The sequence below is a fragment of the Nocardiopsis aegyptia genome (assembly GCF_013410755.1).
GTDB lineage: Bacteria > Actinomycetota > Actinomycetes > Streptosporangiales > Streptosporangiaceae > Nocardiopsis > Nocardiopsis aegyptia.
In genome coordinates this window covers 6,418,685-6,435,213 of the sequence record NZ_JACCFS010000001.1, presented here as the reverse complement: position 1 = coordinate 6,435,213, position 16,529 = coordinate 6,418,685, and the positions used below count along the sequence as shown (strand labels likewise).

Annotated in this window: 14 protein-coding genes; 8 read left to right on the top strand and 6 right to left on the bottom strand. The window is 74.2% G+C overall.

Annotation, left to right across the window (positions count from 1 at the left end):
- Positions 1-241: 241 nt before the first annotated feature.
- On the bottom strand, positions 242-1,924 hold the full coding sequence (pgi, locus tag HNR10_RS28585; protein ID WP_179828908.1) for a glucose-6-phosphate isomerase: 1,683 nt from the start codon (positions 1,922-1,924) through the stop codon (positions 242-244).
- A 53-nt stretch (positions 1,925-1,977) separates the two neighbouring features.
- On the bottom strand, positions 1,978-2,844 hold the full coding sequence (locus HNR10_RS28580; protein WP_179828906.1) for an ion transporter: 867 nt from the start codon (positions 2,842-2,844) through the stop codon (positions 1,978-1,980).
- 162 nt (positions 2,845-3,006) lie between these two features.
- Between HNR10_RS28580 and HNR10_RS28575 the strand changes: the two genes are divergently transcribed.
- The gene (locus HNR10_RS28575) at positions 3,007-3,375 is read left to right on the top strand and encodes a hypothetical protein (RefSeq protein ID WP_179828904.1); all 369 of its coding nucleotides are present in this window, start codon (positions 3,007-3,009) and stop codon (positions 3,373-3,375) included.
- Between the two features lie 65 nt (positions 3,376-3,440).
- Here HNR10_RS28575 and HNR10_RS28570 read toward each other — a convergent pair whose 3' ends face one another.
- Entirely contained in the window at positions 3,441-4,157 is a 717-nt protein-coding gene (locus HNR10_RS28570) for a FadR/GntR family transcriptional regulator (protein WP_312889446.1), read from the bottom strand.
- A 248-nt stretch (positions 4,158-4,405) separates the two neighbouring features.
- Here HNR10_RS28570 and HNR10_RS28565 point away from each other — a divergent pair, with 248 nt between their 5' ends.
- From HNR10_RS28565 to HNR10_RS28555, 3 genes are read left to right on the top strand one after another with little or no spacing between them, the layout of a single operon-like run.
- Complete coding sequence (locus tag HNR10_RS28565) at positions 4,406-5,146, top strand: (Fe-S)-binding protein (RefSeq protein ID WP_179828900.1); 741 nt, start codon at positions 4,406-4,408, stop codon at positions 5,144-5,146.
- Positions 5,143-6,570, top strand: a complete 1,428-nt coding sequence (locus HNR10_RS28560; protein WP_179828897.1) for a lactate utilization protein B — start codon at positions 5,143-5,145, stop codon at positions 6,568-6,570. The genes HNR10_RS28565 and HNR10_RS28560 overlap by 4 nt, the downstream gene beginning before the upstream one ends.
- A complete protein-coding gene (locus HNR10_RS28555) occupies positions 6,567-7,202 on the top strand; it encodes a LutC/YkgG family protein (protein WP_218898112.1) in 636 nt (211 codons plus the stop codon). Before HNR10_RS28560 ends, HNR10_RS28555 begins: the two co-directional genes overlap by 4 nt.
- Positions 7,203-7,333: 131 nt before the next feature.
- Here the strand turns inward: HNR10_RS28555 and HNR10_RS28550 are convergent, their stop codons facing one another.
- Positions 7,334-8,854, bottom strand: a complete 1,521-nt coding sequence (locus tag HNR10_RS28550) for a cytochrome P450 (protein ID WP_179828895.1) — start codon at positions 8,852-8,854, stop codon at positions 7,334-7,336.
- A 307-nt stretch (positions 8,855-9,161) separates the two neighbouring features.
- Here HNR10_RS28550 and HNR10_RS28545 point away from each other — a divergent pair, with 307 nt between their 5' ends.
- The 4 genes from HNR10_RS28545 (at position 9,162) to HNR10_RS28530 (ending at position 14,069) form a co-directional block, all read left to right on the top strand.
- Positions 9,162-10,376: a DUF2786 domain-containing protein gene (locus tag HNR10_RS28545; RefSeq protein ID WP_246407719.1), complete on the top strand. Its 1,215-nt coding sequence runs from the start codon at positions 9,162-9,164 to the stop codon at positions 10,374-10,376.
- A 96-nt stretch (positions 10,377-10,472) separates the two neighbouring features.
- A complete protein-coding gene (locus tag HNR10_RS28540; protein WP_179828891.1) occupies positions 10,473-11,261 on the top strand; it encodes an RNA ligase family protein in 789 nt (262 codons plus the stop codon).
- Positions 11,245-12,375, top strand: coding sequence for an AAA family ATPase (locus HNR10_RS28535; protein WP_179828889.1), 1,131 nt, complete (start codon positions 11,245-11,247; stop codon positions 12,373-12,375). Before HNR10_RS28540 ends, HNR10_RS28535 begins: the two co-directional genes overlap by 17 nt.
- Before the next feature lie 320 nt (positions 12,376-12,695).
- The gene (locus HNR10_RS28530; protein WP_312889445.1) at positions 12,696-14,069 is read left to right on the top strand and encodes an MFS transporter; all 1,374 of its coding nucleotides are present in this window, start codon (positions 12,696-12,698) and stop codon (positions 14,067-14,069) included.
- A gap of 408 nt (positions 14,070-14,477) precedes the next feature.
- Here the strand turns inward: HNR10_RS28530 and HNR10_RS28525 are convergent, their stop codons facing one another.
- Both HNR10_RS28525 and HNR10_RS28520 read right to left on the bottom strand, forming a co-directional pair.
- Complete coding sequence (locus HNR10_RS28525) at positions 14,478-16,085, bottom strand: nSTAND1 domain-containing NTPase (RefSeq protein ID WP_312889444.1); 1,608 nt, start codon at positions 16,083-16,085, stop codon at positions 14,478-14,480.
- Positions 16,086-16,321: 236 nt separating this feature from the next.
- Positions 16,322-16,489 (bottom strand): FXSXX-COOH protein, encoded by a 168-nt coding sequence (locus tag HNR10_RS28520; RefSeq protein WP_179828883.1) that lies wholly within the window; start codon positions 16,487-16,489, stop codon positions 16,322-16,324.
- Positions 16,490-16,529: the final 40 nt, after the last annotated feature.

Below are 16,529 nucleotides of genomic sequence, written 5' to 3'. Positions count from 1 at the left end.
AGCCGCCGACATCGAGACCGCACCACGTGTTCGGACGTGGAAGCGCCGGGCGGGGTGTGTGCTCGAGCCTGTCGGAAGGCGAGCTCCGCGCGCTCGGCGGTGGGTCTCGATGTCAGTGACGCATGTTGTCGATGAGGTTAATCGGACCCGGGCGGGGTCCGCAAGGGCTTTTCCCGCGTGCCGCGAGTGGGCCGGGGCGGCGGCCGACCGCCGCCCCGGCCCCTTCCCGTGGAATCGCCCCTCAGCGCCCCCGCTGGGCGCGGTAGCGCCGGACCAGGGCCGAGGTCGAGGGGTCGAGGCCGGGCACGTCGGCGCCCTCGGTCAGCGCCGGCTCGACCCGCTTGGCCAGCACCTTGCCCAGCTGCACGCCCCACTGGTCGAAGGAGTTGATGTTCCACACCGCGCCCTGGACGAACACCTTGTGCTCGTACAGCGCCACGAGCTGGCCGAGCACGGAGGGGGTGAGCCGGTCGGCCAGGACGGTGGTGGTGGGGCGGTTGCCCGCGAAGGTGCGGTGCGGCACCAGGTCGGCGGCCACGCCCTCGGCGGCGACCTCCTCGGCGGTCCGGCCGAAGGCCAGTGCCTGCCCCTGCGCGAACAGGTTGGCGATGAGCAGGTCGTGCTGGGGCACGAGCGCGTCGGGCAGGCCGGGGACGGGTCGGGCGAACCCGATCAGGTCGGCCGGGACGAACCGGGTGCCCTGGTGCAGCAGCTGGAAGTAGGCGTGCTGGCCGTTGGTGCCGGGCGTGCCCCACACCACGGGGCCGGTCTGCCAGGTGACGGGGCGTCCGTCGCGCTGGGTGGACTTGCCGTTGGACTCCATGTCGAGTTGCTGGAGGTAGGCGGTGAACTTCGACATGTGGTGGCTGTAGGGCAGCACCGCGTGGCTCTGGGCGTCGAAGAACCCGCCGTACCACACACCGAGCAGGCCGAGCAGGAAGGGCAGGTTGCGCTCGGGCGGCGCGGTGGCGAAGTGCTCGTCCATCAGGTGGAAGCCGGCGAGCATCTCGCGGAAGCGGTCGGCGCCCAGGGCGACCATCAGCGACAGGCCGATGGCGGAGTCGTAGGAGTAGCGGCCGCCCACCCAGTCCCAGAAACCGAACATGTTCGCGGTGTCGATGCCGAAGCGGGCGACCTCGTCGGCGTTGGTGGACACCGCCACGAAGTGCCGTGCGATCGCGGCCTCGTCGCCGCCGAGCCGGTCCAGCAGCCAGGAGCGGGCGACCGTGGCGTTGGTGATGGTCTCGATCGTGGTGAAGGTCTTGGAGGCGACGATGAACAGCGTCGTCTCGGGATCGGCGTCCACGAGGGCCTCGTGCATGTCGCCGCCGTCGACGTTGGAGACGAACCGGAACTCCAGGCCGCGGTCGGTGTAGGGGCGCAGCGCCTCGTAGGCCATGGCCGGGCCCAGGTCGGAGCCGCCGATGCCGATGTTGACGATCCGCCGCACCGGGCGGCCGGTGTGGCCGAGCCAGGACCGCGAGCGCACCCGCTCGGCGAAGGCGCTCATCCGGTCCAGGACCTCGTGCACCTCGGGGACGACGTCGTGTCCGTCGGTGGCCACGACCGCCGTGCGGGGCGCGCGCAGGGCGGTGTGCAGGACGGCGCGGTCCTCGGTGACGTTGATGTGGTCGCCGCGCAGCATCGCGTCGCGCAGTTCGGCGACGCCGCAGGCCCGGGCGAGTTCGGTGAGCAGGCGCAGGGTCTCGTCGGTGACCAGGTTCTTGGAGTAGTCGGCGTACAGGTCACCGACCTCGACCGTGTACCGGTCCGCGCGAGCGGGGTCGTCGGCGAACAGGTCGCGCAGGTGGGCGGAGCCCAGCTGGGTGCGGTGCTTGCCCAGCGCCGTCCACTCGCCCCGCTGGTCCAGGGGGGTGGGTCCCGCGGTGCCATCGGCGCGGGAGGTGGTGGTACTGCCAGACATCCGGTCGCTCCTCGTCGTCCTTGCGGGCCGCGCCCGCCGTGCGGCTGTGCGTCCTAGCCTTCCACAGACGCCCGTGCCCGTGCCCGGTCCTGGTCCCGCTCCCGTTCGCGGCGCAGGTCCGCCACCTCGGCGCGCAGGGCGCGCAGCTCGGCCAGGATGAGCTCCTGCCCCCGCGCGGGCCCGCCGTCGGGGTCGGTGCCGGAGGCGTGGGCGCCCCCTCCGTCCTCGCCGCCGCGGCCGCCGGAGTCCTGTTCGAGCGCCTCCACGGCGACCGCGATGAAGAGGTTGAGCGCCACGAAGGTCGACACCAGGATGAACAGGACGAAGAAGATCCACGCCAGCGGCTTGTGCTCCATGACGGTGTGGGCGATGGACGCCCAGCTGTCGCCCGTGGAGACCTGGAAGAGGGAGAACAGGGACGTGGGCAGGTCGCCGAAGTACTCCGGGGACACGTCGCGGAAGAGCTGGGTGGCCATCACCCCGGACACGTAGAGCAGCAGCATCACCAGGAACAGGATGGAGACCATGCCGGGCATGGCCCGGAACAGGCCCGAGACGACGTGGCGCAGGGTCGGGATGACCGACAGCAGGCGCAGGACCCGTAGCACCCTCAGCACGCGCAGGACGGCGAACGGGCCGGAGGTGGGGAGCAGGGCCACGCCCACGATGACGATGTCGAACCAGCTCCACGGGTCGCTCAGGAAGCCGCGCCGGTGGGCGAACAGCCGGAGCAGGAGTTCCAGGACGAACACGCCCAGGATGGCCACGTCCACGCGGTGCAGCAGGTCGCCGTGGGCGGCCATCACGCGGGGCGAGGTCTCCACGCCCAGGATGAGCGCGTTGATGAGGATCAGGGTGATGATGAGGGCCTGGAACCAGGAGGCGTCGACGATGGTCCGGACCCGGTCGCGCACGGTCACGGGTGAGGGGGCTCCGTTCGGGGGTGGGCTGACGGCGCACGAGCCTATCGCCGGGCGAGGGGCCCGGATCCCGCTGTGCGGGGGGCTCCGGCCGCCCCTACTGGCGCCGCTCGTCGTGACCAGGCATGATCGAAGGAGGAACCGAGCGCGAGGGGGCGGCCGGTGACGGAGAGCACCGAAGACTTCGAGAGGGATCCCGACGACACCGCCGACATCGACGACGTCGACGCGGTCATGGACGTGGGCGCCGCCGACCAGGACACGGCCGTGGCGGGCTATCTGCTGGACTTCCCGTACGGCCACCGGATCGACGAGATCGAGGACCACGACGCCCTGGGTATCGGGGCGGAGCTCGCGCAGGAGGACCCGGAGGTCCCCGAGGACCCTGAGGACGCCGGGAAGCCCGTGGGGGCCTGGACCGACGGGGTCGGGCGGGGCGGCGGGCTGACGGGCCACCGCGAGGACCTGGCGAGGCTCCTCAACGCGGAGGACTTCGCCGACCGCGTCCGCCGCCGGCACGGGGAGGCCTGACCGTCGCCGGACGGGCCGGTGCCGTCCCGGGGCGGTCGCCCGCGCGCGGGAGCACGCCGGCGCGGTCAGGCGGAGTCGCGCGCCAGGTCGGCGCCGAGCCAGCGCTCCACCCGCATGACGTGGGTGGTGGCCGCGGCCCGGGCGGCGTCGGGGTCGCGGGCGACCAGGGCCTCGTGGATGAGGACGTGGTCCTCGCGGAGCTTGGCGGTCAACCCGGCCTCGCGGTGCCCGGCCCACACCCGGGCGTTGAACGTGCGTGAGGACAGGCCCTCGTTGATCGCCGCCAGGGTGGCGTTGCCGGTGCTCTCGACGATGGCCTGGTGGAAGCCGAGGTCGGCGGAGACGGTGTCGGCGCAGAAGGTGTCCGGTTCTCCGTCCATCCGCTCCAGCAGGGCGCCGACGCGGTCGAGTTGGGCGTCGTCGGCGCGCGCGGCGGCCAGGGCGGTGGCGGCGGGTTCGAGCATCCGGCGGACCTGGAGGACCTCCAGCAGGGTCCGCCCCTGGGAGACCTCGGCCAGGACGGAGAAGGTCTCCAGCAGGTCGGCGGGGCGCAGCGCGGTGACGTAGACGCCCGCGCCGTGGCGGGCCTCCAGCACGCCCAGGGTGGTCAGGGCGCGGATGGCCTCGCGCATGGAGCTGCGGGAGACCCCCAGGCGGGCGGACAGGTCGCGTTCGGTGGGCAGGCGCTCCCCCGGTCCGACCTCGCCGTCGGCGATCATCGCCTTGACGCTCTCGACGGCCCGCTGGGTGACGGAGGTCCGTTCGCCGTCGGGTTCGTGCACGCGTGGCTCCTGGTGTTCGGGTGGCTCGGGTGGCGACCGCCGACCCCAAGAGATCATACCAATCCTCCCCAGGGGAGACGCTACGGCCGAATTCCGCCGTGTTCTTGCCGAATCACCATCGACCATGCCAAAGTGGTCCGACCACTTGGCGTGGCGCGGGTGCTTCGCGGCGCGTCGAACACCCCGGCGCGCGCGGGCGGGCCGATCATGGTCGCCGGCCCGCGGCGGCGGGTGCACGAAGGAGGCCCATGCGCATCGCGCTCTTCATCACCTGTGTCAACGACACGCTCTTCCCCGACACCGGAAGGCACGTGGTCCGCCTCCTGGAGCGGCTGGGCCACGAGGTCGTCTTCCCCGAGGGACAGACCTGCTGCGGGCAGATGCACTACAACACCGGCTACCGCAGGCCCGCCGCCAAGCTCGCGGTGCGGTTCGTGCGCACCTTCGAGGACGCCGACGCGGTGGTCGTGCCCTCGGGGTCGTGCGCGGCGATGATCCGCGACAACTACCCGCGCCTGGGCGGCAGCGGCAGCCGCCTGTCGCGCAAGGTCGCCGGCCTGGCCCCGCGCGTGTACGACCTCACCGAACTGCTCGTGGACGTGCTCGGCGTGACCGACGTGGGCGCCTACTACCCGCACAAGGTCGCCTACCACCCCACCTGCCACGGCCTGCGCATGCTCGGCCTGGGCGACCGGCCCTACGCGCTGCTGCGCGCCGTGCGCGGACTGGAGCTGGTCGAACTCGCCGGGGCCACCGAGTGCTGCGGCTTCGGCGGCACGTTCGCGCTCAAGAACGGCGACGTCTCCTCGGCGATGGGCGCCGACAAGGCACGCCACGCGGTGGAGTCGGGCGCCGAGGTCCTGTGCGCGGTCGACAACTCCTGCCTCATGCACATCGGCGGCACCCTGTCCCGGCAGCGTTCGGGTCTGCGGGTGGCGCACATCGCCGAGATCCTGGCCAGTACCGAGAAGGAGGACGCCCTCCGATGAGCGCGACGTTCCTGGGCATCCCGCCCTTCCCCGAGGCCGCGCGCGCCGCGGTCAACGACTCCCGGCTGCGGCACAACCTGCGCAAGGCCACCCACACCATCCGCGACAAGCGCGGCGCGGTCGTCACGGAGCTGGAGGAGGACTGGGAGCGCCTGCGCTCCGAGGGCGCGGCGATCAAGAGCCACACGCTGCGCCACCTCGACCACTACCTGGAGCAGCTGGAGGCCGCGGTCGAGCGCGCGGGCGGCCACGTGCACTGGGCCGCCGACGCCGCGGAGGCCAACGCGATCGTCACCCGGCTGGTGCGGGAGACCGGCGAGACCGACGTGGTCAAGGTCAAGTCGATGGCCACCCAGGAGATCGAACTCAACGACGCCCTGGCCGAGGCCGGCATCACCGCCTACGAGACCGACCTGGCCGAGCTGATCGTGCAGCTGGGCGACGACCTGCCCTCGCACATCCTCGTCCCCGCCATCCACCTGGGGCGGTCCCAGATCCGGGAGATCTTCCTGGACCAGATGGCCGAGTGGGGCGTGGCGGCCCCCGAGGGGCTCACCGACGACCCGCGGGCACTGGCCGAGGCGGCCAGGGTCCACCTGCGCGAACGCTTCCTGCGCACCCGTACCGCCATCTCGGGCGCGAACTTCGCGGTCGCCGACTCGGGGACCCTGGTGGTCCTGGAGTCGGAGGGCAACGGGCGGATGTGCCTGACCCTGCCCGAGACGCTGATCTCCGTGGTCGGGATCGAGAAGATCGTGCCGACCTGGGCGGATCTGGAGGTGTTCCTGCAGACACTGCCGCGCTCGTCCACGGGCGAGCGGATGAACCCCTACACCTCCACCTGGACGGGGGTGACGCCCGGCGACGGCCCGCAGGAGTTCCACTTGGTCCTGCTGGACAACGGCCGCACCGACGTGCTGGCCGACACCGTGGGCCGCCAGGCGCTGCGCTGCATCCGCTGCTCGGCGTGCCTGAACACCTGCCCGGTCTACGAGCGCACGGGCGGGCACGCCTACGGCTCGGTCTACCCGGGGCCGATCGGCGCGATCCTCACCCCGCAGCTGCGCGGGATGTCCTCGGAGGTGGACGAGGCGCTGCCGTACGCGTCGTCGCTGTGCGGGGCCTGCTACGAGGTCTGCCCGGTGGCGATCGACATCCCCGAGGTGCTGGTCCACCTGCGCGAGGAGGTCGCCTCCGGCCCGGGCCACCTGGGCGAGAAGGCGGTGATGAAGGGCGCCGAGGCCGTCCTGGGCTCCTCGCACGCGCTGGCCGCCGCCCAGCGCGCCGCCGGCGCGGCCCGCAACCTGGTGCCGCGCCACCTGCCGGGCATGGCGGGCGCCTGGACCGACACCCGCGACCTGCCCGGCGTTCCGGCCGAGTCCTTCCGCCAGTGGTGGAACAAGCACGAGAAGGGGCAGAGTTGAGCACCTCACGCGAGCGCGTGCTGGCCCGGGTCCGGGCCGCCCTCGCCGACGTCCCGGCCGACGAGCCGGTGGTCCGACCAGTGGAGCGCCCCTACGCCGACAGCCACGGTATGGGCGCCGCGCTGGAGGTCCTGGAGGACCGGCTGCGCGACTACAAGGCCCTGGTGCGGCGCGTGCCCGCGGACCGGCTGGCCGAGGAGGTGGCCGCCGCCCTGGAGCGGCGCGGCGCCTCGACCGTGGCGGTGCCCGACGGCATCGACGCGGACTGGTTCTCCCGCACGCAGGCCGAGCTCCGGCCGGACGGCCGCGACCGGCCGCTGGAGCTGCGGGAGCTGGACGGCGTCGACGGGGTCGTCACCACGTGCGCGGTCGCGATCGCCGAGACGGGCACGATCGTCCTGGACGGCGGCCCGGACCAGGGCAGGCGGGCCATCACGCTGGTACCGGACTACCACCTGTGCGTGGTGCGCGCGGACCAGGTCGTGGACGGGGTGCCGCAGGGGGTGCGGAGGCTGGACCCGGCGCGGCCGCTCACGTGGATCAGCGGGCCGTCGGCCACGAGCGACATCGAGCTCAACCGGGTGGAGGGCGTGCACGGCCCGCGCACCCTGGAGGTCCTGCTGGTGGAGTGAGGCGGCGCCGTCGGGCGGGGCGCCGCTCCCCCGCCGCTCCCTCAGGCCAGGAGCGACCCTGGACCAGGAGCGGCCCCGGGGCAGGCGTTCCCCCGAGCCAGGAGCGACATCGGGTCAAACGCGGCCCCGGGTCAGGAGCGGCCCCGCCAGGTATCCAACAGCCGTTCCAGGGAGTCGGGTTCGGGCTCCTCCCGGGCGAAGGGGGCCTGGTAGCGCGCGCCCAGGGCGGGCGGCGCCTTCCTCGCGGCGGGCCGGGGCCGGGACCTGCGCACGACCTCCGGCGCCTCCTCCGCGGCCTGGGCCAGCGGCGCCTGGTAGCGGGCGCCCTGCGACGGCGGCTTGCGCCTGCGCCGGACCCAGCGCGTCCGGGGCGCCTCCCGGGCGGGCGCGGCCGTCGCCTCGGCCTTCTCGCCGGTCGCGGTGAACCACACCGGGAGTTCCGCCAGCCCGTTGACCGCCATCGACTCGCGCCGGCGCAGGTCCTCGGTCTCCACCGCCAGGACCATGCCGCGCAGGCGGTCGACGGCCATGTCGATGGCGGTGCGCACCAGCTCGCGGGCGAAGGAAGTGGCGGGGCAGCGGTGGGCTCCCGCGCCCCACGCCAGGTGCGAGCGGTTGCCGGTCAGCGCACCCGGGTCGTCGCCGCCGCGGACGGCGGACTGGTCGGCGTGCGCGGCGGAGAACCCGAACAGCATCGGCTCGCCCCGGCGGATCCGGGCCCCGGAGAAGCGGATGTCCATGGTCGTGTAGCGCCCGGCCAGGATCCGCAGCGGCGAGTCGGTCCACATGACGTAGTCGAGGAAGTCCTCCACGGTGAGGGTTCCGCCGAGGTAGGCGGTCCACACGGCCGGGTCCTCCAGGAGGCGGAGCAGGGCGTTGCCGATGAGGTGGGTGGTGGGCTCGTGCCCGTTCTCCCACAGCAGGGACAGCGCCTCGACCGCCTCGTCGTCGGTGAGGGAGTGCTGGTGCCCCAGGACACGGCTGGTGATGTCCTCGCCGGGTTCGGCCCGCTTGCGGGCGACCAGCCCGGTGAAGTAGGCGCGGATCGCCAGGGCGGCGGGCTCGGCGCGGTCGGGGTCGCCGCTCCACAGCCGGTCGGTGAGGTCGGCCAGCAGGTGCCCGTAGGCGTCGGGCAGCCCGAAGAGCTCGTTGAGGACGAGCGCGGGCAGCGGGGCGGCGAACTGCCCGATCAGGTCGGCCCGCCCCTCGGCGGACACCGCGTCGACCAGGCGCACGGCGGCGCGTTCGACCACCGGGACGAGCTGGGCGGTGCCCACCTGGGCGAGGGCGTCGACGATGGGCACGCGCAGCCGCTGGTGTTCCTCGCCGTCGTGGGTCAGGGCTCCGCTGCGGGCCGGCGCCCGCCCGGAGGGGCTCCAGGGGCGCGGGTCGGCGGAGAAGTAGGTCTGGTCGCGCAGGACCTGGAGGTTCTCCTTGTAGCCGAGCAGGAGCCAGCCGGGCACGCCGGGGCTGATCTCCACCGGGGCGAGGCCGCCGTAGGTGTCGCGCAGCCGCGCCCAGGGAACGTCGGCCGCGGCGCCCTCGTGCAGGGGCAGGGGGCCGCCGCCGTGGCGGACCGGGCACTGTGCCGTCGCGGCTCCGCGCGGGTCGTCGTCGCCACCCTGACCGCTGGCGTCGGTTCCCTGGTGCATGGAGACTCCTCAGTGACTGCGGGATGCCCGCTGACGCTATGCCGCTGATGTTTCCGGGATGCTTCGGGGACGATAGCGGCACCTTTCCGTGTGGGGCGGGGAGTCCGACCCCGGGCCAAGACGGGAGAACGGCGCACACCGCCCACGAGGGCGCACTCCCGCCCACGTCCGCACGGGTACCATGGCCTGTTGGCTTTCGAATTCCGAAGGGGGCGCCGTGGGCAGCAGGAAGCGGACCGGCCGGCGCCGCGCCGTCCCGAGGGCCGAGCCCTGGGACGGGCCCGCGCCGACCGACACCCCCGCCGAGATGGTCTCCGGCGCGGTCGACGCCCTGGTCCTGGGCCGCGGGGGCGACGGCCTCGACCTGGCCGCGGCGCGGCTGGCCGACGCCGAGTCCGCCGCGTGGGAGGCGTCCTGTTCCCGCGCACTCGTGGACGCCCTGCTCCGGGCGGTGGCGGTCGCCTGGTCGCGGGGCTGGCAGCCCGCCGAGGCGGTACGCCAGGTCCGCCGGGTCCGGGGACAGGTGGCGGCGTCGATGTGCGCCGACGCGGTCACCGCCGACCTGGCCCGGTACGCGCCCGCCACCGTCGACCCGCGCTGGAGCGAGCAGGTCCACGGGTTGGCGGCGCGCGGTCCGGTCCGCGCGCCCGAGGAGTACCTCGCGTGGGCGGGCTCGGAGTACGGGCTGCTGCGCTTCGAGGTGGTGGAGGCCGCGCTGCGGCTGCTCGCCGACCTGCGCGTGCTGCCGCCGCTGCGCCACCTGGGCCCTGTGCCGGGCGCCTACCGGCCGGGGCGCGCGGCGGCCGCGCACCGGGCGGCCGGGATCGACCAGGGCAAGCTGGCGCGGGTGCGGGCCCTGCTGGCCAAGGCCGAGTCGACGGAGTTCCCCAGTGAGGCCGAGGCGCTGAGCGCGCGGGCCCAGGAGCTGATGGCGCGGCACAGCATCGACCGCGCGCTGCTGGACGCCGAGCCCGGTTCCTCGCCCGCCGGGGCGGCCCGGCGTCTGCCGGTGGAGGCCCCCTACGACGAGTACAAGGCGGTCCTGCTGCACGAGGTCGCCGAGGCCAACCACTGCCGCGCGGTCTGGGACGAGGCGCTCGGACTGTGCACGGTCATGGGATTCGAGGGCGACCTCGCGGCGGTCGAGGTGATGTTCACGTCGCTGCTGGTGCAGCTGGAGTCCGCGATGCGCGCCCAGGGGTCGGTTCGCGACCGGTCCGGCCGGGCGGCGGGGCGCTCCTACCGCGAGTCGTTCGTGTCGGCCTTCGCCGCCCGGGTGGGCGAGCGCCTGGTGTCCTCGGCGCGGGCGGCCGAGGCGTCGGCCGCCGCCGAGACGGGCACCGACCTGGTACCGGTCCTCGCCGAGCGTGAGCGCAGGGTGGAGGAGGCCGTTGCCGAGGCGTTCGGGGAGCTGACCTACGCACGGGTGCGGGGCCCCTCCGACGCCGACGGCTGGGACGAGGGGCGCGCCGCGGCCGACGCCGCGTCCCTGGACACCCGGCGCCCCGTGCGCGACCGCTGACGCGGGCTCGCGCCCGGCGCGGCGCCCCGGCGGCGCCGGCGCGTCCGCCGGAAAACCAGTGGCCCACGCGCCGCCCGGGTGTGTACAACCAGGGGCATGCTCCGCAAGTATCCGCGCACCCGCCACATCCGGGGCTCGCGCCTCCAACCGGGTGACGGCGACCTGTCCGCCGAGCCCTTCGACGCGCTGGCCGGACGCCACCTGGTGGTGGAGGAGAAGCTCGACGGCGCCAACACCGGGATCAGCTTCGGGCCCGGTGGGGAGCTGCGGCTGCAGAGCCGGGGGCACTACCTGACCGGCGGTCCGCGCGAGCGGCAGTTCGCGCCGCTCAAGGCGTGGGCGGCCGCCGTCGCGCCGCGGTTGTGGCCGCGCCTGGGCGAGCGCTACGTCCTGTACGGGGAGTGGCTCTACGCCAAGCACACCGTCTTCTACGACGCGCTGCCGCACTACTTCTGCGAGTTCGACGTGCTGGACACCCGGGAGGACGTGTTCCTGTCCACGCCCCGGCGGCGGGAGCTGCTGGAGGGCACCCCGGTGGTGTCGGTCCCGGTCCTGCACTCGGGCCCGCTGGCCTCGCTGGCCGACCTCACCGCCCTGGTGGGGCCCTCCACGGCGCGCACGTCCGGCTGGCGCGAGGCCCTGGCCGCCGCGGCGCGCGCCGCCGGGACCGATCCGGGCCGCTCCCTGGCCGAGAGCGACGGCTCCGACCTCATGGAGGGCCTCTACCTCAAGGTGGAGGACGGCGACCACACCGTGGACCGCTACAAGTGGGTGCGCCGGGAGTTCACCACGGCCGTCCTGGACTCGGGCACGCACTGGCTCGACCGGCCGGTGATCGCCAACGCGCTGGCCGACCCGGAGGTGCTCTATGCGGACGTTCGCTGAGCTGTGCCCGGCTCCGCCGGCCTGGGACCTGGACTGGGCACGGGTGCGGGAGGCGTTCCCCTGGGTGCGCGACCTGGCGGGGGTCGAGCAGGACCCCGTCCACCACGCCGAGGGCGACGTGGAGACGCACACCCGGATGGCGTGTGAGGCACTGGCCGGGCTGCCCGCGTGGCGGGCCCGGCCCGAGGCCGAGCGCGTGCGGCTGTTCGCGGCGGTGCTCCTGCACGACTCCGCCAAGCCCCAGTGCACCCGCCGCGGCGAGGACGGGCGGGTGACCGCGCACGGCCACTCCAGGCGGGGCGACCTGTTGGCCCGGCGGCTGCTGTGGCAGGCGGGCGCCCCCGTGGAGTGGCGCGAGCACGTGGCCGCCCTGGTCCGCCACCACCAGGTGCCGTTCTGGGCGCTGGAGCGCCCGGACCTGCGCCAGATCGCGTTCCGGGTGAGCCTGCTGGCCCGCAACGACGACCTGGTGCTGCTGGCCACCGCCGACATCCTGGGCCGCCACTGCGGGGACACCGCCGAGGTGCTGGAGAACGTCGCGCTCTACGAGGAGTACTGCGCCGAGCAGCGCTGCCTGGAGGGACCGCGCGACTTCCCCTCCGACCACGCCCGCTTCCAGTGGTTCCGCAGCCCCGACCGCGACCCGGACTACGCCGCCTACGACGACACCCGGGGGACGGTGACGGTCATGTCGGGGCTGCCGGGCGCGGGCAAGGACACCTGGATCGGCCGCCACCGCGAGGGGACGCCGGTGGTGGGCCTGGACGCGCTGCGCGCCGAGCTGGGCGTGCGGCCGACCGCCGACCAGCGCCCGGTCGCCGCGGCCGCGTTCGCGCGGGCCCGTGAGCACCTGCGGGCGGGGCGGTCCTTCGTGTGGAACGCCACGAACGTCTCGCGCTCGCTGCGCTCCCAGTGCGTGGACCTGGCCGCCGCCTACCGCGCCCGGGTGGAGATCGTCGCCCTGGAGGCTCCGCCCGCCATGCTGCGCGCACGGCTGGGCCGGCGCGAGCGCTCCGTCCCCGCGGCCGTGGTGGAGCGGCTGGTCCGTCGGTGGGAGTGCGCCGATCCGACCGAGGCCCACACCCTGACCCGTATCACGACGAACGGCTCATAGGGCCACACCGGGCGACAAAACGCCGCCCAAAGCACCCCTTGTGATGGCGTATGCCCCGAACCCGCCCGGAATTCGGGCGTACGGCCGCCCTACCACAACCGATAGCATGTGCCCTGCCCGCTCGCACCAGGCGTGACCCGCCCGGTGGAGGAGCCGGAGCGGCGGGAACCACCGCACCAGCACCCGTAGGAGCACGGCACCGCATCCAGGCCGCCCTGCGCACCGGGCCCTTCTCCGAACGGTCCAAGCAAGAAATCGAAGCCTGTGACGCACATCGAGGAACAGCGCCGTTCCTCCCCTTCCCGGATGCCGTCGCGGTGGTGAGCACCACGGATCGGGGCCACGCGCGGGGTTGGCGGCTGCACTTCGGGCTGCTGTGGGCCGGCGGCGCCCTCTCCAGCCTCGGCTACATCGCGCTCGGCCTGGCCTTCCCCCTGCTGGCCCTGCACCAGACGGCGTCGCCCGTGGTCGCGGGGTGCATCGCCGCCACGGGCATGGTGCCGCGCACGCTGCTGCACATCCCGATCGGCCTGCTGGTCGACCGCCGCGACCCGCGCACCGTCATGATCGTCAGCCAGGCCGTGCGCGTCGTGTGCGTCCTGGGCCTGGTCGGCCCCGTCCTGCTGCTCGACGCGCCCGTGGCCCTGCTGGGCGCCGCCGCGGCGGTCCACGGCGTGTGCGCCACCTGCCACTCCACGGCCGCCACCACGGCCGTGCCCTACCTGATCCCGCGCGAGGAGCTGACCGGCGCCGCCGCCAAGAACGAGGCGCGCAGCCATGCCGCCCAGCTCACCGGGCGGCCCCTGGGCGGCGGCCTGTACGGCCTGGCCCACGGCCTGCCCGCCGTGTGCGACGCCGTGGTCTCGGCCGTGTCCCTGATCCTGGCGCTGCGGCTGCCCCGGATCCGCCCCGACCGGCCCGCGCCGGGCGAGACCCACCTGCTGCGCGACCTCGTCCAGGGCTTCACACAACTGCGCCGGGACCGGTTCCTGCTGCTGACCGCGGTGGCGGGCACGGTCACCAACGCGCTCTTCCAGATGATCTGGCTCGTCATCCTCATGCTCGCCACACAGGAGGGGCTGTCGACCCTGCTGCTGGGGGTCGTACTCGCGGCCAGCGGGGCGGGCGGCCTGCTCGGTTCCCTGATCGCCCCGTACACGGTCAGTCGGCGCAGCCCCGTCACCATGGTCACGCTGTGCCTGTGGGGCTGGGCGGCCGTCACCCTCCTGCTGGCCCTGACCGACCACGACAACGTGGCGCGGCTGCTGGTGGTCCTGCCGCTGACCTGGTCGGGGGTGGGATTCGTGGGGGCGCACATCAACGTCACCGTGCTCACCTACCACAGCAAGAACGTGCCCACCGAGGTCCTGGGCCGGGTGACCAGCACGCTGCGGTTCTTCACCGGGGCCGCGCTGCCCGTGGGGGTGGTGGCGGGCGGCTTCCTGCTGGACGCGCTCGGTGTGCGCGGCACGACCCTGGCAGTCACCGGCGTGATCGCCGTCCTGGCGGTGGTGTTCACCGCGATCACGCCGCCGCTGCCGTCCCTGCTCCGGCGTCTGGCCCGCCGCCCCTGTCCCAGGGCACGGCCAGCGCCGGGAACAGCGTCTCCTCGATCCGGCGCAGCCGCGCGTCCAGCTCGCGCTGTACCCGAGCCGCCTCCGCCACGGGACCTGTCGCCGTCTGGCCGTGAATGAACGCCTGGTCGGCGGCCTCGCGCAGCTCCTCGGTCAGGACCCTGTCCCGAGGCGGGACCACGCCGCGCAGGCGCTCGACCGCCACCCCCGCCTCCACCGCGTCCTGGCGCGCCTGGCGCAGCAGCTCGGCCAGTTCGGCCTCGGCTCCGCCGTGCGCCCCGGACGAGCGCACGTGCGCCACGACGCGGACGGTCACCCCCAGCTGGAGCACCGCCCGGGCCGCCTGGTCGAACCGGTCGCGCACGTCGAGTGTGCGCTCCTGCGCCTGCTGGAACCGGCGCCGGTCCTCCTCCAACCGCCTCTCGTGCCGTCCACGCCACCGGGCGGTCCGATAGGTCCAGAACCCGGTCAGGAAGCTGGCGCCCAGCGCGCTCACGCCGGTCACCACAGCGACCAGAACGACCTCCATCAGCGACTCCCACTCCTTCCGCGCGCGGCGATCACCTCGGCGCGGGTGCGCCGGGCCTCACTGGTGGCCCCCGCCCCGACGAACACACCGTCCAGGACCTCCCGGGCCAGGGCCTCCTGCCCGGCACGCCACAGCGCCTGGCCGATGCCGGTGCTGAGGCTCGGGTCGGCGTGGACCCGGTTGGCGGCGGAGGTGAGGCCGCCCAGGGCCGTGGCCCGGTGGCCGAGTTCCAGATGGCTGCGCGCCTGCGCGACCAGGGCCCGGGCGACCGCCGCGCTGTCCCCCTGGGCCTCGAAGAGGTCGGCGGCCCCGGCGTAGTGGCCGGCGGCGGCCGGGTGGTCACCACGGGCGAAGGCCAGATCGCCCTGGAGCGAGGTCAGCAGGGCGCGGATCCGGGGGGACTCGCGCGAGGCGGGGCGCAGGGCGCGGTGGGCGTGCTCGCGGGCCAGGTCGTCCTCGCCGCGGGTGTGCGACCGGCGCGCGAGCCGGAGCAGCTCCTCCGGGGTCCACGGCTCCATCTCCGGCCCGGCGTGGGCGAACAGCCGCATCAGGGGGCGGGCGAGGCGGGGATGGCGCAGCACGTAGCCGTCGCCGCCGGCCACCACCAGGTGGCGGTCCTGCAGTGAGTGGACGAGTCCGCGGGTGAGCGCCTCGCCCGGGACACCGTTCTCGGGCACGGCCACACCCTCGCCGCCCGCGGCCACCACGCGCCTGAGCCAGGCATGGGGGACGTCCGGTGGCACCAGGTGCTCGGCCGCCACCTCCCGCACCAGCCGCGCGAGGTGGGCGGACAGGTGCGCGTCGGTGTCGAGCCCTTCTCCGGGGCCGTGCTCGCACAGGATCCGGCCGACGACCTGGAGCAGGACGGGGTCGACGGTTCCGGCGCGTCCCCGTCCGGCACCGTCGGCCCCCTCGGCCGGGGTCCGGGCCTCCGCGACCAGCCGCTCGACCGCCTCTGAGCCGTACCGCGTGCCGGCCCCCGCCAGGGTGCGCCGGGCGGCCTCGGCCGCGGCCTCCGGCGCCAGGGCCTCCAGGGAGAACTCCGCGTGGTCGATCTCGTGCTTGTCGATGAAGCGCCGCAGTCCGTCGAGGTGGTCGGTGCGGGTGGTGACGAGCAGCCGCAGCCCCGGGGCGCTCTCGGCGGCGGCGAGGAGTTCCTCCATGAACCGGCGGCGGCCGGGGCGGTCCGCGCGCAACAGGACCTCGGTCTGGTCCAGCGCAGCGAAGAGGGGCCGGGGGGCGCCGTGGCGGTCGGTGGCGGTCCGCGAGCGCAGGAAGTCGGCGACCGAGGTGCCCGGACTGTGGCTGGGGAAGGCGACCGGGTCCCAGGCGGCGACCAGGGCACGGGTGTAGGGGTTCTGCTCGGGCAGGACCGCGGCCGGAAAGGCCGGGTCGAAGCTGAGCGTGGCCACGGGCAGGACGTCGGCGCCGAGGTCGCTGAGCGCGGGGACCAGGGCGGCTCCGAGCAACGACGTCTTGCCCACACCGCACTGGCCGTGCAGGACCGTCAGCCGGTGGCCCCGCCAGGCGTCCAGGAGCGCGGCGGTCTCCTCGGCGCGGCCGAAGAAGAGGTGGCGGTCACGTTCACCGAGGGGCCGGTCGCCCACGAAGGGATTGCGGGGGGAGACTCGCCCGTCGGAGATTCGTAACATGAAACAGCTCCCGGCCAGCGAGAATGGTGGTGGCACGACCACGAAACAATGGTGCCCATGGTGCCACGAAAATGCGGGGGCCGCGAGTCCTCACCGCACTTCTCCCGCCCTGGACCGAGGGCCCGTCGATTCTCCGGTGAATCCGGCACGGTCCGAGTGGGGGCCGGGCGGGAACGGCGCTCCGGCGCCGGTCACATCTTGTTGTCGAAGGCGGACATGACCTCCACCTCGGCATTGTCGGGGTGGAGGACCTCGCGCAGTGTGCAGGCCATGGCGGACGCCTCGAGTTCGTCCAGCTCCCTCAGCGACAGCCCCGCCACGTCCACCAGCAGCGAGCCGCCGACACCCTCTCCGACCATCTCCGTCCTCCCTCTCCCTCATGACTCCGGCACATTCGAC

What these genes read in the sequence shown, in the direction of transcription:
- HNR10_RS28545 (WP_246407719.1), top strand. Translation starts at nt 9,162, where the DNA reads ATGGTCTCCGGCGCGGTCGACGCCCTGGTCCTGGGCCGCGGGGGCGAC.
- HNR10_RS28520 (WP_179828883.1), bottom strand. Translation starts at nt 16,489, where the DNA reads ATGGTCGGAGAGGGTGTCGGCGGCTCGCTGCTGGTGGACGTGGCGGGG.
- pgi (WP_179828908.1), bottom strand. Translation starts at nt 1,924, where the DNA reads ATGTCTGGCAGTACCACCACCTCCCGCGCCGATGGCACCGCGGGACCC.
- HNR10_RS28535 (WP_179828889.1), top strand. Translation starts at nt 11,245, where the DNA reads ATGCGGACGTTCGCTGAGCTGTGCCCGGCTCCGCCGGCCTGGGACCTG.
- HNR10_RS28565 (WP_179828900.1), top strand. Translation starts at nt 4,406, where the DNA reads ATGCGCATCGCGCTCTTCATCACCTGTGTCAACGACACGCTCTTCCCC.
- HNR10_RS28560 (WP_179828897.1), top strand. Translation starts at nt 5,143, where the DNA reads ATGAGCGCGACGTTCCTGGGCATCCCGCCCTTCCCCGAGGCCGCGCGC.
- HNR10_RS28550 (WP_179828895.1), bottom strand. Translation starts at nt 8,854, where the DNA reads ATGCACCAGGGAACCGACGCCAGCGGTCAGGGTGGCGACGACGACCCG.
- HNR10_RS28540 (WP_179828891.1), top strand. Translation starts at nt 10,473, where the DNA reads ATGCTCCGCAAGTATCCGCGCACCCGCCACATCCGGGGCTCGCGCCTC.